This is a genomic window from Staphylococcus simulans (assembly GCF_003043455.1).
GTDB lineage: Bacteria > Bacillota > Bacilli > Staphylococcales > Staphylococcaceae > Staphylococcus > Staphylococcus simulans_A.
This window is the reverse complement of sequence record NZ_PZGG01000020.1, coordinates 1-13418: the sequence shown is the minus strand read 5'-3', so window position 1 is coordinate 13418 and position 13418 is coordinate 1. Positions and strand designations below refer to the sequence as shown.

At 34.5% G+C, this 13418-nt stretch carries 15 protein-coding genes, 1 pseudogene and 1 riboswitch; of the genes and pseudogenes, 6 read left to right on the top strand and 10 right to left on the bottom strand.

The genetic code is table 11. The features are described 5' to 3' along the window. Nucleotides 1-79 precede the first annotated feature (79 nt). Nucleotides 80-1042: a TIGR01212 family radical SAM protein gene (locus BU038_RS05100; protein ID WP_107605122.1), complete on the top strand. Its 963-nt coding sequence runs from the start codon at nt 80-82 to the stop codon at nt 1040-1042. After that, entirely contained in the window at nt 1039-1596 is a 558-nt protein-coding gene (locus tag BU038_RS05095) for a tRNA (mnm(5)s(2)U34)-methyltransferase (RefSeq protein WP_107605121.1), read from the top strand. Before BU038_RS05100 ends, BU038_RS05095 begins: the two co-directional genes overlap by 4 nt. Before the next feature lie 65 nt (nt 1597-1661). Here BU038_RS05095 and BU038_RS05090 read toward each other — a convergent pair whose 3' ends face one another. Both BU038_RS05090 and BU038_RS05085 read right to left on the bottom strand, forming a co-directional pair. Continuing rightward, nucleotides 1662-2618 carry an L-lactate dehydrogenase gene (locus BU038_RS05090; protein WP_107605120.1) on the bottom strand — a complete coding sequence of 319 codons (957 nt, stop codon included), beginning with the start codon at nt 2616-2618 and terminating at the stop codon, nt 1662-1664. Between the two features lie 176 nt (nt 2619-2794). Next, nucleotides 2795-3625 (bottom strand): alpha/beta fold hydrolase, encoded by an 831-nt coding sequence (locus tag BU038_RS05085; RefSeq protein ID WP_107605119.1) that lies wholly within the window; start codon nt 3623-3625, stop codon nt 2795-2797. Nucleotides 3626-3885: 260 nt separating this feature from the next. Between BU038_RS05085 and BU038_RS05080 the strand changes: the two genes are divergently transcribed. Then, nucleotides 3886-4881 carry a proline dehydrogenase family protein gene (locus BU038_RS05080; protein ID WP_107605118.1) on the top strand — a complete coding sequence of 332 codons (996 nt, stop codon included), beginning with the start codon at nt 3886-3888 and terminating at the stop codon, nt 4879-4881. A gap of 79 nt (nt 4882-4960) precedes the next feature. Here the strand turns inward: BU038_RS05080 and ribH are convergent, their stop codons facing one another. From ribH to BU038_RS05045, 7 genes are all read right to left on the bottom strand, one after another. After that, on the bottom strand, nt 4961-5422 hold the full coding sequence (gene ribH, locus BU038_RS05075; protein ID WP_107605117.1) for a 6,7-dimethyl-8-ribityllumazine synthase: 462 nt from the start codon (nt 5420-5422) through the stop codon (nt 4961-4963). A 33-nt stretch (nt 5423-5455) separates the two neighbouring features. Continuing rightward, nucleotides 5456-6637, bottom strand: coding sequence for a GTP cyclohydrolase II (gene ribA, locus BU038_RS05070; RefSeq protein ID WP_107605116.1), 1182 nt, complete (start codon nt 6635-6637; stop codon nt 5456-5458). Nucleotides 6638-6652: 15 nt separating this feature from the next. Beyond that, complete coding sequence (locus tag BU038_RS05065) at nt 6653-7285, bottom strand: riboflavin synthase (protein ID WP_107605115.1); 633 nt, start codon at nt 7283-7285, stop codon at nt 6653-6655. Between the two features lie 4 nt (nt 7286-7289). Next, nucleotides 7290-8339, bottom strand: coding sequence for a bifunctional diaminohydroxyphosphoribosylaminopyrimidine deaminase/5-amino-6-(5-phosphoribosylamino)uracil reductase RibD (gene ribD / locus BU038_RS05060; RefSeq protein ID WP_107605114.1), 1050 nt, complete (start codon nt 8337-8339; stop codon nt 7290-7292). A gap of 162 nt (nt 8340-8501) precedes the next feature. Continuing rightward, a riboswitch (FMN riboswitch) is annotated at nt 8502-8638 on the bottom strand. A 92-nt stretch (nt 8639-8730) separates the two neighbouring features. Then, nucleotides 8731-10215 (bottom strand): FAD/NAD(P)-binding protein, encoded by a 1485-nt coding sequence (locus tag BU038_RS05055; protein ID WP_107605113.1) that lies wholly within the window; start codon nt 10213-10215, stop codon nt 8731-8733. A 140-nt stretch (nt 10216-10355) separates the two neighbouring features. Then, entirely contained in the window at nt 10356-11201 is an 846-nt protein-coding gene (locus BU038_RS05050; RefSeq protein WP_107605112.1) for an N-acetylglucosaminidase, read from the bottom strand. Nucleotides 11202-11601: 400 nt separating this feature from the next. Beyond that, nucleotides 11602-11823, bottom strand: a complete 222-nt coding sequence (locus BU038_RS05045) for a hypothetical protein (protein WP_023016000.1) — start codon at nt 11821-11823, stop codon at nt 11602-11604. Nucleotides 11824-11947: 124 nt separating this feature from the next. On the opposite strand from BU038_RS05045, the pseudogene BU038_RS12830 reads away from it, so the two are divergent. The 3 genes and pseudogenes from BU038_RS12830 to BU038_RS05035 all read left to right on the top strand — a co-directional run. Next, nucleotides 11948-12235: pseudogene (locus BU038_RS12830) on the top strand (sigma factor); the annotation flags it as partial. A 15-nt stretch (nt 12236-12250) separates the two neighbouring features. Further along, a complete protein-coding gene (locus tag BU038_RS12650; RefSeq protein WP_241963150.1) occupies nt 12251-12523 on the top strand; it encodes a hypothetical protein in 273 nt (90 codons plus the stop codon). After that, nucleotides 12523-12963, top strand: a complete 441-nt coding sequence (locus tag BU038_RS05035) for a hypothetical protein (protein ID WP_107605110.1) — start codon at nt 12523-12525, stop codon at nt 12961-12963. The genes BU038_RS12650 and BU038_RS05035 overlap by 1 nt, the downstream gene beginning before the upstream one ends. On the opposite strand, the gene BU038_RS05030 is transcribed toward BU038_RS05035, so the two are convergent. Next, a partial coding sequence (locus BU038_RS05030) for a hypothetical protein (RefSeq protein WP_428843592.1) occupies nt 12938-13418 on the bottom strand: 481 nt, incomplete at its 5' end. The genes BU038_RS05035 and BU038_RS05030 overlap by 26 nt on opposite strands.

Below are 13418 nucleotides of genomic sequence, written 5' to 3'. Positions count from 1 at the left end.
TCGTATTTTCTGCTCAACATGAGGCTTCAATGTATGGTAAAATCTTACAATGGATTAATTTAAGAAAGGAAAATGTCATATGGGTGGATATTTTACGTATGCATTTGAAGATAAACGTTATCATACATGGAATTACCATTTAAAGAATAAATTTGGACAAAAGATATTTAAAGTCGCGTTAGATGGAGGATTCGATTGCCCGAACCGCGATGGTACAGTTGCACATGGCGGCTGTACATTCTGTTCAGCTGCAGGAAGCGGTGACTTTGCGGGAAATCGTGCAGATCCGATTGATGTGCAATTTAAAGAAATTAAAGAACGTATGCATGAAAAATGGCACGAAGGAAAATATATTGCTTATTTCCAAGCTTTCACGAATACACATGCACCTGTAGAAGTATTAAAAGAAAAATTTGAACCTGTTTTAAAAGAACCTGGGGTTGTTGGTTTATCCATTGGGACAAGACCTGACTGCTTACCAGACGATGTTGTAGAGTATTTAGCCGATTTAAATGAACGTACGTACTTATGGGTTGAATTAGGTTTACAAACTGTCCATCAAGAAACTTCTGATTTAATCAACCGTGCGCACGATATGCAGACATATTATGATGGCGTTGCCAAGCTCAGAAAACATAATATTAATGTATGTACACACATTATTAACGGCTTACCTGGGGAAGATTACGACATGATGATGGAAACAGCGAAGACTGTTGCACAAATGGATGTTCAAGGGATCAAAATCCATCTATTACATTTGCTTAAAGGTACGCCTATGGTCAAACAATACGAAAAAGGTATGTTGAACTTTATGTCACAAGAAGAATATGTCAACTTAGTTTGTGACCAACTGGAAATTTTACCCCCTGAAATGATTATCCACCGTATTACTGGTGATGGCCCTATCGATTTAATGGTTGGACCGATGTGGAGTGTTAATAAGTGGGAAGTACTGAATGCGATAGATGCAGAATTAGCGCGTCGTCATTCTGCACAAGGTGAACATTACAAACCTGTAGAAAAAGTGGAGCAAACATGAAAGTAGAACGTATTTTACCTTTTGCGAAGTCTTTAATCATCTCACACATCAATGAAAACAGCACAGTAGTTGATGCGACATGTGGCAATGGACATGACACTTTATTTTTAGCGCAACATGTACCTAATGGGCATGTGTATGGATTCGATATACAAGAAGCGGCGATTGATGCTGCGCAAGAAAAAGTAAAAGATTATGACAACACTACTTTGATTTTAGATGGACATGAACATGTTTCAAACTACATCAAACAGGAAGATTTACCGATTGATGCGGCAATTTTTAATTTAGGCTACTTGCCTAAAGGTGATAAGCATATTGTGACGACTTCAAAGACAACGATTCAAGCTATTGAATCACTCTTTAATATGTTAGCACCAGAAGGCATCATCGTGCTTGTAATTTATCCTGGGCATCCTGAAGGTCAAATAGAAAGCAATGCCGTCTTTGAATATCTCCAACAATTCGACCAACAAAAAGCACATGTTTTACAATATGGTTTTATCAACCAACAAAATAATCCACCCTATATTTGTGCGATTGAAAAAAGATAATATCTGAGTATAAAAAGAAGAGCAGTTACCGCCAAATGCGATAGCTGCTCTTGTTATATTTAAACTTAGTTAAATAATTTATCTACACTTTTAGTTGTTTCTTTTAATACTTCTACAGAGTGGCTAAACTCTTTAGTTTCTCTTTCATTTAAAGGTGTTTCATAAATTTTAACTGCACCTGCACGGTTAACTAATGTTGGTACACCAATATAAACATCTTTATGACCGTATTCACCTTCTAAGTAACTTGAAACTGTTAATACAAGATTTTGGTTACGTAAAATGGCTTTAGAAATGTGTAATAAGCCCATTGCGATACCATAATAAGTTGCGCCTTTAGCTTTGATAATGTCATAAGCTGCATCACGTGTATTCAAGAAGATTTCTTCAATACGTTTTGCGCGTTCAGGATCGCCATTTAAAATGTCATATAAATTTTGACCAGCAATACTTGCTTGTGACCATACTGCTAATTCTGAATCACCATGTTCACCAATAATACTAGCATTAACACTTTCAGGTGCTACACCGAATTCTGCACCTAATTCATATTTGAAACGTGCTGTATCTAGAATTGTACCAGAACCGATAACACGTTCTTTTGGTAAACCAGAAACTTTTTTAGTGACATAAGTAAGCACATCTACTGGGTTGGCAGCAATTAAGAAAATACCATCAAAACCGCTGTCCATAATTTGACCCACAATTGATTTAAAGATTTTAGTGTTTTTTTCTACTAAATCTAAGCGTGTTTCACCAGGTTTTTGGGGTGCACCTGCAGTGATAACAACTAAATCAGCATCTGCACAATCAGCATATGAACCTGCTGTAACTACAGATGGCGATTCTCCGTAAGGCATACCATGGTTTAAGTCTAGTACGTCGCCTTTTACTTTTTCTTCTACTAAATCAATAATTACTAATTGATCAGCAACACCTTGTGCTACCATAGCGAAGGCATAACTAGAACCTACTGCACCGTCGCCTACTAAAACTACTTTATTCGCTTTTACATTACTCATATTACTTACCCTCTCCAATTTAGAATCGCTTCTATGTGATTTATTTCACATATACAAGATACCAATTTCAGCCTATAAAATCAATGCGAAATGCTTGGAAATTTTACACATTGCAAACAATTTTCGACAATATAAAAGACGCTGTAATGATGAAACTTATCACAGCGCCTTTTTCATTAAATTTCTATTTGGTCATCTATGTCATTCGGTATAAAACCTAATGCATTTACTTTGTTATTTAAGTAACTTAAGATATAACGCATGACTAAAGGACGTTCTGGTTCATTATGAATTTCATGATAAAGTCCTTCCCATGCTTTATAATAAAGCTCATCCGTTTTAACCCGTTTTTTGATTTCTACAATCGCTTCTGTATCTAATATCTGATCTTCTTGTCCATACATTAAACACATTGGTATGCTTTGAATGTCTTCTAAATGTTCTAGAGTCTTTTTCATGACATGAACAACTTCTTTATACCAGTGGTATGATACTTTTGTCAGCATCAAACCATCTTCTTTGGTTTCTCTGATTACTTCTTCATTTCTTGTCAGATGTTCAGGCTCAATTCCCATGTTGAAACGCATGTCTTTGACTCCTGCACCAATATTTGATGTGAATAAATTTTTGCGTGTTTTCGCATTTGTTTTAAACGCCACTAATGGTGAAAGCAATATGATACCTTCTATTGGCAACTCAGTTCTTTCCATTAAGTTTAGTGTTATCAAACCACCTAAACCCACACCCATTAAAAATGTAGGTAATTTATATTCACTCGCTATTCTCAACCATTCTAAGATATGTTCGTGATAGACTTCAAAGTTGTCAATTTGACCTTTGTTAGATCTTGAAGTTTGACCTTGTCCGGGCAAGTCACCCATAATCACATGATATCCATTTCGTCTGAGTGATGTAATCACATAGGCGTATCTGCCTGTATGTTCTAATATATTATGAGCAATAACTATGACACCTTTTGCTTCACTTTCTGTTTCCCACTTCCACATATCAACGACTACCCTTCTACTGAATTAATTACTTTTATTGTATCAAAACGAACCGATTAAAATCTATTTAGAACTGACATATATATTGAACTGAATTTAGGCTAACTCTTTAGTATTGTGTTATTTTCTCATATCAATTACATAATTTACTATTCGTGTTATTTATAAATAAATAAGTATATTTGTATATTGTTAACGTTTTCATACATTTATGAAACATGATACACTATTTTTAACAGAGTTGTATGGGAGGAATTTACATGCCATTAGTCAAAGATTTTTTTATCAGTTTATCTAACAACACTTTTTTGAACCAAGCAGCACGAAAATATGGACCAGTGTTAGGTGCCAGCAAAGTTGTTGTTGGTAATTCGATTGATGAAGTCATTAAGACAATTCAAACACTAAACGATAAGGGGATTACGGTGACTGTCGATTGTCTTGGTGAATTTGTAGATTCAAAGGAACAGAGTATTAAAGAAAAGAACATTATTTTAACCGTATTACAAGCCATTTACGATAATGATTTAGACGCACATATTTCTCTTAAGATCAGTCAATTAGGCGCAGAGTTTGATGTTGATTTAGCTGCACAAAATTTAAGAGAAATTGTAGAAAAAGCAACATCTCTTGGTAATATTCATATTAATATTGATACTGAAAAATATGCAGGCTTATCAAATATCCTATATGTATTGGATGAATTATCTAAAGATTACGATAATATCGGAACAGTTGTTCAAGCCTATTTATATTCAGCAGATAATATGATTGAAAATTATCCGCACATTCGATTACGTTTAGTCAAAGGTGCTTATAAAGAAAATGCGTCTATCGCCTACCAAACTAAAGAAGATATCGATGAAAACTACATTAAGCTTATCGAAAAAAGACTGAAAAGTGCGAAGAATTTTACATCTATCGCTACACACGACCATAAAATTATCGATCATGTTAAAAAATTTGTAGAAGATAATCATATTGACCGTGATAAATTTGAATTCCAAATGTTATATGGTTTCCGCTCAGAGTTAGCATATGAAATTGCTGATGATGGTTATCACTTCTGTATCTATGTACCATTTGGTGAAGATTGGTTCGGTTACTTTATGCGTCGTTTAGCTGAACGTCCGCAAAACTTAAATCTAGCGGTTAAAGAATTTGTGAAACCTAAAACATTAGCTGTTGGCGCTGGTGCTGTTGCTGCAGTCATCGCTTTAAGTTTCGGTCTCACAAGCTTAAAGAAACGTAACTAAATTATTTATTCACGAAAAAAGGCAAGACCACTTTTTGGCCTTGCCTTCTTTATATCTATCATTTCACACAAGCTTGGTGTTATTGAATTGATTTTAATAAGTTTGCCATTTCGATTGCCGCCATTGCTGATTCTGCACCTTTATTACCCGCTTTAGTGCCTGCACGTTCAATCGCTTGTTCAATTGTTTCGGTTGTTAAGACACCGAAGATTACTGGCAAGCCTGCTGAATCACTGACTTTTGATACACCTTTCGCCACTTCATTACATACATAGTCATAATGAGATGTCGCGCCACGAATCACACAACCTAATGTAATCACCGCATCATATTTATTTGTTTCTGCTAATTTTTTAGCAGCTAAAGGAATTTCAAATGCGCCTGGAACATAAGCTACATCAATATTATCATTTTCTACTTCATGACGGACTAATACATCTTTAGCCCCTTCTAATAAGCGACCTGTAATAAAATCATTAAAACGACTCACAACAATACCGATTTTTAAATCTTTACCTAATAATTTACCTTCAAAGTTCATGTTAATTCCTCCAATAATATCGTTAAAATTTATTTAAATCATGTGACCCATTTTCACTTTTTTCGTCTGCATATAATCATGGTTATGACTACATTCAGGTACTATCAATTCAATACGTTTTTCAACTTCAATACCATAATGTTTTAGTCCTTTAAATTTTTCTGGGTTGTTACTTAAGAGATTTACTTTTTCAATACCGAAATGTTTCAGAATTTCAGCAGCATGATAATAATCTCGTAAATCTTCTTCGAAACCTAAAGCTAAATTTGCAGTGACAGTATCGTGTCCTTGTTCAATCAGTTCATAGGCTTTCAGCTTATTAATCAAACCAATGCCTCGACCTTCTTGAGGTAAATAAATCACCATACCGTCATGTTCGTCGATGTATTTCATAGCCGCTTCTAATTGAGCACCACAGTCACAACGTTGGCTATGGAATATATCACCAGTGAGACAAGAAGAATGAATACGTACATTTTCGACGTTATGGATATCACCCTTTACAATCGCTACAATTTCATCATGAGAATAATCGGATTCAAATCCATACATATCAAATGTACCGAAATCTGTCGGTAGTTTAACTTTAGCCTTTGCATGCATATGCTGTTCATGCAATTTACGGTAATGAATTAAAGACTCGATTGTAATCATTTTTAATTGATGTTTTTCTTTAAATGCTTGAAGCTGCTCACCTTTAGCCATCGTGCCGTCTTCATTCATAATTTCACAAATTAAACCTGCAGGTTTTGAGCCAGTCATGCTTGCTAAATCCACAGCCGCTTCAGTATGCCCTGGACGTACCAGCACCCCGCCGATTCTCGCAATCAAGGGAAATAAGTGACCTGGTCGATTGAAATCCGCACTTGTACTCTCATCATTAATCAAAGCTTTCGCAGTCAACATTCTCTCAGCAGCACTGATACCTGTTGTTGTATCGACATGATCAACACTTTCAGTAAATGCTGTTCCAAATGCGTCACTGTTATCTTTAACCATTGGTTCCAAATTTAATGAGCGTGCAATAGAAGGTGCAAGCGGCGCACAAATCAAACCACGTGCTTCTCTTGCCATAAAATTGACTGTATTGTCATTCATCAATTCTGTCACAGCAACCAAGTCACCTTCATTTTCTCGGTCTTCATTATCCACAACAATAATACTTTCACCTTGTTTTAGTGCTTCAACTGCACTTTCAATATCATCAAATTGCATTTCTGAACACTCCTCTTAGAATCCGAATTGCGCTAATTTGTCTGGCGTTAATTCAGTATTTTGATTTGAAATTGCTTTTTGTACATATTTAAATAACATATCCGCCTCTAAATGTACGGCATCACCTACACGTTTTTGTCCTAAAATCGTGGCGCGTTTCGTCTCAGGAATTAAGTGAATATCAAATTGGCCTTCTGCTAGTCTGAAAATCGTCAAACTTGTTCCATCAACCGTGATAGAACCTTGTTGAATCATTTGATCAGTAATAGATTTAGGACATTGAATAGTCATAATATTTGAGTTAGAAGATGGTCGGATTTTTAGGACTTTTCCGACTTCATCTACATGACCTAATACAAAATGACCGCCAAATCGGCCCTGACTCGGCATAGCACGTTCAAGATTGACTGCGCTGCCTTTAGTCAGTTGATTGAGATATGTTTTATTTTCAGTACCTTTGATAACATTCACATCAAAGGATTTGTCATTAAATGAAGTTACTGTTAAACATGCACCATTGACACTGATTGAATCGCCGATATGCATATCTTCTAAAATCGTTTGACATGCGATAGAGAGCTTTATGACATTTTGTTCTGTCACAAGACGATCAACCGTACCGACTTCTTCTACAATACCGGTAAACATGAAATCACTTCTTTCTTAATACAACTTTGATATTTTGATCGATGATTTCAGAATGGTCAATTTCAAATTGAGGAATTTGTGCTAATGGAAGTACGTCATCAGTTTGATAAAACTGATACTTGCCAGAACCTCCAATTACTTTCGGGGCGTAGTAAATAATCAGTGTTTGTACACACTGTGATTGGAGAAATTGTGAAGTCACTTTAGGTCCGGCTTCTACATATACTGAGCCGATACCTCTTTGATATAAATCTTTTAAAATAGTCTCAATAGAACAATCATCTAATACAATAATTTGAACATTAGATTCATGTTCTTGTGTTTTTAATTTTGTATTTTCTGTATACACAAGCACAGAAGTCTGTTGGTCTGTAAATAGTGTTTGTGTGAGATCCAAATGACCGCTTCTTGCTAATACCACACGTACAGGCTGTCTTTCTCCTTCTAACCTTACCGTTAAACTCGGATTGTCAGCTTGCACTGTACCGGCGCCAGTAAGAATTGCATCATGTCTCGCGCGTTGTTTAAACACATCTTGTTTCACACCTGGATTCGTAATCCATTTACTTTGACCGTAATCTGTTGCTTGCTTACCATCTAAACTGACACTCACCTTTAAAGTTACTTCAGGAATTTGTGCTTGTTTAGCTTTGAAAAAATCTGTATACATCGCTTCTGCTTGTGCGTCATGCTGATATTCCACCGCAATTCCTGCTTCAGTTAAAATCGCATCACCAGGTGAATCTAAAGTTATATCTTTCATCGCATATACAACTTTTGCAATACCTGCTTCAATGATTTTATTAACACAAGGCGGTGTAGAGCCAAAGTGTGTACAAGGTTCAAGTGACACATATATTGTTGCACCTTTCGCATCCGTACCTGCCATATCTAATGCTTGTACTTCTGCATGACGTTCACCTTGTTTTAAATGCGCACCCAAACCGACAATTCTGCCACCTTTAACGACGACAGAGCCTACAGCTGGATTCACACCTGTTTGGCCTTCAGCCATTTTCGCTAATGCAATTGCATTTTGTAAAAAACGATTCAAACAATCACCTCATTAAAATAAAAAATTCCGTCGCCTAAATAAAGAGGCAACGGAAAAATGTATCATCATCGTATTTAAACAGAGTCCACCCATGTTAAAAATTGCTAACACAAATTAGACTTCACTTAAATACGAATTTAAAAATCATATTTAATGACGTCTTGATTCTTTCTCCCATCCAGACTTTTACTGTCGGCTCTAGATTCACACTAGATCAGCCATACTCTACAATAGAGTACAGGTCGCAGGCTTATGTTTTTACTGCCGGTTGGGAATTGCACCCTGCCCCGAAAGAATATTATGAAATTGTTTCTGAATCAATTGAGCACTAACTTGGCTCATGTAATAAGCATAGCGTATTTTAAATTAACTGACAATAAATATTACTTAATTAACTTCTATTTTCAGAATGAAATTCATATAAACTATTAACGGCTTGTACTGATTGACGCACGATCATATTCACACCATTACGAGCTTGGTTAATTCCATTTGTGATTTGACCAATCGCAATTAAGTGCGGCAAAGTCCCATATCTTGGACTGATCACTTGATTCGTTTCAGGCACAATTTGAATACCGCCCATTGGGTGTGCTTGCACAATTTGTCTGTTCGCAATATCAATTAAGAATGAATCATCTTCATCTAAATCTTTTAATTGTGTTCTAGGTCCAGTTGCATTAATGACAACGTTATATTGCTCAGTTTCATTGGAATCTTTATATTTAAATATGAATGTATCATTTTCTTGTACGACTTTTTCTAAGTCCTTCTTAATTAATAAATGACCTGCTTCAATCTCTTCTATGAGCAATCGTGCTGTACGCGGTGGCATCGGATTAGAATTTGCTTTTAAAATCGGCATATAGCGTTTCATAAACTCTCTTTGATCTTCGCTGCTTAAACTATTCCAAATCCAGTTCATATTTTCTTTAATTGTTTCTAATAGACTTTGGAATACGCCTAATATTTCTGGATGCGCTAGATCATATTTTAAATCTTTGATTGGATCGCCGACTTTTCTATCAATGAGTTGTTGAAGCGGTATATTTAAATCCTCACACTCTTGTTTAAAGAGATGAATAGCGGTCTCTAATGGAACAACACCAAAATGAGATTTAATAATGTCATTAAAGTTATCTTTTGTCAGATGCTTTAATGTGATATCTGGCATTTCTCCTCTGACACTTGGCAACTCTCCACGTCGACTTACCGCAGTCAACGGTAAATTAGGATGATGCTTTACCACATAACGAATAACATCAAGACTGGATAATCCCGTTCCAATAACTGCAATATCATCTGTACTTTCTACTGTATTTAACGTTTCATATGTTGGATAAGGTGATTTAATAAATCCTTTTAGACCTTTCAATTGATATGGGTCATGATAAGACATTGTACCAATAGTCAGAAAAACATAGTCATATTGACGGCATGCTTCTTGTTCGTGATTGGTACAAATAAAGTATTGAATATGTGCATCTTTTTCAAAACCTTTTTCTATATACATTTCAGTCGCTTTTTCAGTAATAATGTGGATATTGTTATACATATCATTAAATTTATCGAGATAACTCTTCATATAGTGGCCGAAAACAAATCGTGGTAAATACGTTGCATTTTCAAATTTAAAATCATTTTGTTGTTGATACCAGTGGTAAAACTCTTCTTGGTCTTTAGAATTTAATGACATGTCTTTACTTGGTAAATTAATCAGTAATTGTGAGCTGTCGTTTTGAAATGGTACACCTTGCCCCATATTTTTAGCATTATCGTAAACATCAATGTCTAGTTCTTTAAAATATGGATGCTGTTCTAATTGTCTTAAAATGCTGACACCTGCAGTGCCCATTCCGATTATTGCAACACGCATACAAATAACCTCCTACTCTTCCTTCATAACTACCCTGTTATTGCTTCACTCTCTATTATGCAACAAACAAAAATAAAGCGAAACAATTAAATCACAATCATTTAATCATTTCGCTTTAAACTATATATTAAATTGAACTATTATTGATGTTCTTTGTCATCTTTATAAACAAATAACTTGTAGTATTTACCTTCAGTATTTATCTTTTTATAAAAATCTGCGATAAGTGAAGCGTTACTTTCAGCCCATTTGATATCTGTCGCATATTGATGTTCACCAGGATTTTTAGGATTCCATCTCATACTATATAACGTATTTTGGTCTGGGTTAGATAAGAAGTGCTTATGAATAAATTCTGCACCGCCGTCAATTGCTTTTTCTGGTGTATCCCAACCGTGTTTTTTCGCATATTCAGCACCCGTTTTAATTGGGTCTTCATCTAATGCACCAACACCATAGAAGTTATAATATTTTTTACCGTCAATTTCTACACCTTTTGATAATTCACTTTTTACAGCGCCTGTTTCCAAGATTGCATGTGAAATTAAGTAAACTTCATTCACTTGTCGTTTTTTAGCTGCATGAATAAAGTCTTCAGTATGTGCTAATAGTGTAGGTCGGTCAGCAAGCATACGCTTGATTCTGTTTTTATCGATACCTTGATATTTTGATAAATCTAAGAATTGATACTTTTGAGTTTTGTCATCGATAAACTTTTCACTATCCATGGCTTGCTTGATTTCTGTTCCTGTTGCATCATGCCATCTATCATTTTTGTCGGAAACTTGTTGGCTTGTATAGTTATTAATTTGTTTTTTAGCTGCTTGATTTAAAGTTACGTCTAAATGTTCTACTGTTTCTACTTTTTTAACATGTTTGAACAGTATCTGATCAGAAATCATCGAAAAGAAAATATAACCTGTCGCAGCCAAAATAACAAGCAGCCCTATAATTGCGAAGATAGAGCCTTTCTTGTGTTTCGTCATAATTACACCTCTTAGGTCAAGTTAAAGTGAACTGCTTAACACTATGTAAAATGGTGTTAAAGCTTCTCGGTGCTTTCATGATGACTGTTCTTTTTACTACCGAGCTATCCCCATAGTTCCTACGGTTTTATAACACTTATAAATTATTTCGTTTTGATTCTAAATCTTAACACTTTTTGCAGTGTATCACAATTTAAAGTTATCCAACCACCATTCTATCATATCTTTTTCTATAGAATGTGTTTGAAGTCAGAATGTAATATTGCTGTATTCTTTCAATAATATTTCTATAACATCAGTACATGATTCGTGCAAAATAACAGCTTATTAATAAAAAAACAGCCTATTTATTTACAGACACTTCTGTAATAAACAGGCAGATACTGACTTAAGTTTACAATTATTCTGGACGTTTATACTCCATAATAATAAAACTAGCTGCTTCTGATCTATTCTTATAGTAGTAACGGTTCAAATCGATTGTACCTTCAATTTTGCCATCACGATACATCATTTCATTTGTCATATTATTAATCATTACAAAATCTGAACTATCTTTAATCATATCCAATTCATCATGGCGTGCGAAAAAGTGTTCTAAATTCAAGTGTGCGTAATCCATAGAATCCTCCCATCTATTAGTAAATTATGTTTAATCATGCTTATTATGTCGAAAACTACAATTTATTTTGTTAAATTATTTAATTCTACCCTTCTATTTAACACCTATTTTGTACATTAAGCAAATGAAAGAATTAACCCGCTTCGTTAAACTCAAATCAACCAGAAATAATATGTTATGTACAAAGATTGAATGTGTGACGATGCATATAGAGACATTAATCATTCGGCACCAGGGTATCATTTATGCTTTATTGAAAAAGTATAATATTAAGTATGATATTGAAGAATATGCCCAACTTTTATCAATTAAGATGTGGTCATTATTACGACAATTTGATACGTCCATTCATAATAGCATGAGCGGTTATTTATTTCAAAGGCTTAACTACTATCTTATCGATTTATTTAGAAAGAAAGGAAAGATAATGGAAGAAAGTAATCAAGCAATCATCTCAGAGGTTAAAGATCCGAATCAATATTGCGATTACGGTTATCTAACACAGTTGATCGCCTCTGAATATTATTTGTTGCTTAATGACTATGAACGTATGTGGTTGAATTTAAAATTATGCGGCTATAAGCAGTTCGAAATTCAAGCTTTAATGAAGAAATCAGCGACTACAATCAGAAAGTATCAAATGCAAGTTCGACATAAACTTGCACCATTAAAGCACTTTCTTAAAGGAGAGATATCATAATGGTTGTTTGTGAGCGTCCTAGAATTTTATATTTCACTTCTTACCCACACCATACTTTCCAAATCGAATGTGTTTACAATATGTTTCATGGCTTAACCAAAGTACCATTAAAATCATATATGAATGCACTATTAAGACGTGAATCAACTCAATATAAATATGCATCATATGAATTAAAACAAATGCTCAATATTCGTAAACACCTGCCATTAATCGTAAATCAACAAACCATTTTATTTCCTATCCAAACTAAACGCGCATCAATACAACATTTTATAAATGGTTTAGAGATAATCGGTCTCAAACAAGAAAGGTTTGCGACAAGACTTATTTTTAAAAATGGTGTGCATTTAGTCGTAAACGCACATTATTCATTTGTTCATCGTAAATGGCTAGAATGTATCTTCTTACATTTTATGACTTTTCATGACGTTGATTAAAGCGATGTTCCAACAGTTTTTTAGTAAAGAAAGCTGTGACAACTTTCATCAAAATACTTGCGACAATCAACGATATAATACCACCAATCAGAATTAAAGCTAATTGTACAAACGATAAGTTAACTTGTGGGTTCACAAAATATTGAACCACACTTAAACTCGTTAATAAACCAAATAAAAACAAACCCAGTAATAATGCATTGATAAGTAGCATTCCAACAATAATTAAGAAGAGTGAGGCTGTGCCTTGGTTACGCTGTTTGAAGATATGCGTTCTTAAAAATTGATTTGAAAACTTGATAGGCTGTTTATAAGTTAATGAATTCGTCTCATTGTTTTCTAAATCATTTAACACTTGGTTCAACTGACCTTTTTCTTTCTTATTCAGGAACCAAAGTTGCTTTTTTACTTTTGTTTCAAATTGCTCTTTTTTCACGACATCTATACACCTGCCC

Bases quoted from the DNA above. Each gene is read 5' to 3' on its own strand.
- BU038_RS05045 (WP_023016000.1), bottom strand. From the start codon at position 11,823: ATGGATTACGCACACTTGAATTTAGAACACTTTTTCGCACGCCATGAT.
- BU038_RS05065 (WP_107605115.1), bottom strand. From the start codon at position 7,285: ATGTTTACCGGTATTGTAGAAGAAGTCGGTACGGTTGATCGTCTTGTG.
- BU038_RS05080 (WP_107605118.1), top strand. From the start codon at position 3,886: ATGCCATTAGTCAAAGATTTTTTTATCAGTTTATCTAACAACACTTTT.
- ribA (WP_107605116.1), bottom strand. From the start codon at position 6,637: ATGCAATTTGATGATATTGAAAGTGCAGTTGAAGCACTAAAACAAGGT.
- BU038_RS05055 (WP_107605113.1), bottom strand. From the start codon at position 10,215: ATGCGTGTTGCAATAATCGGAATGGGCACTGCAGGTGTCAGCATTTTA.
- ribH (WP_107605117.1), bottom strand. From the start codon at position 5,422: ATGAACTTTGAAGGTAAATTATTAGGTAAAGATTTAAAAATCGGTATT.
- BU038_RS05100 (WP_107605122.1), top strand. From the start codon at position 80: ATGGGTGGATATTTTACGTATGCATTTGAAGATAAACGTTATCATACA.
- BU038_RS05035 (WP_107605110.1), top strand. From the start codon at position 12,523: ATGGTTGTTTGTGAGCGTCCTAGAATTTTATATTTCACTTCTTACCCA.
- BU038_RS05095 (WP_107605121.1), top strand. From the start codon at position 1,039: ATGAAAGTAGAACGTATTTTACCTTTTGCGAAGTCTTTAATCATCTCA.
- BU038_RS05050 (WP_107605112.1), bottom strand. From the start codon at position 11,201: ATGACGAAACACAAGAAAGGCTCTATCTTCGCAATTATAGGGCTGCTT.
- BU038_RS12650 (WP_241963150.1), top strand. From the start codon at position 12,251: ATGGAAGAAAGTAATCAAGCAATCATCTCAGAGGTTAAAGATCCGAAT.
- BU038_RS05085 (WP_107605119.1), bottom strand. From the start codon at position 3,625: ATGTGGAAGTGGGAAACAGAAAGTGAAGCAAAAGGTGTCATAGTTATT.
- BU038_RS05090 (WP_107605120.1), bottom strand. From the start codon at position 2,618: ATGAGTAATGTAAAAGCGAATAAAGTAGTTTTAGTAGGCGACGGTGCA.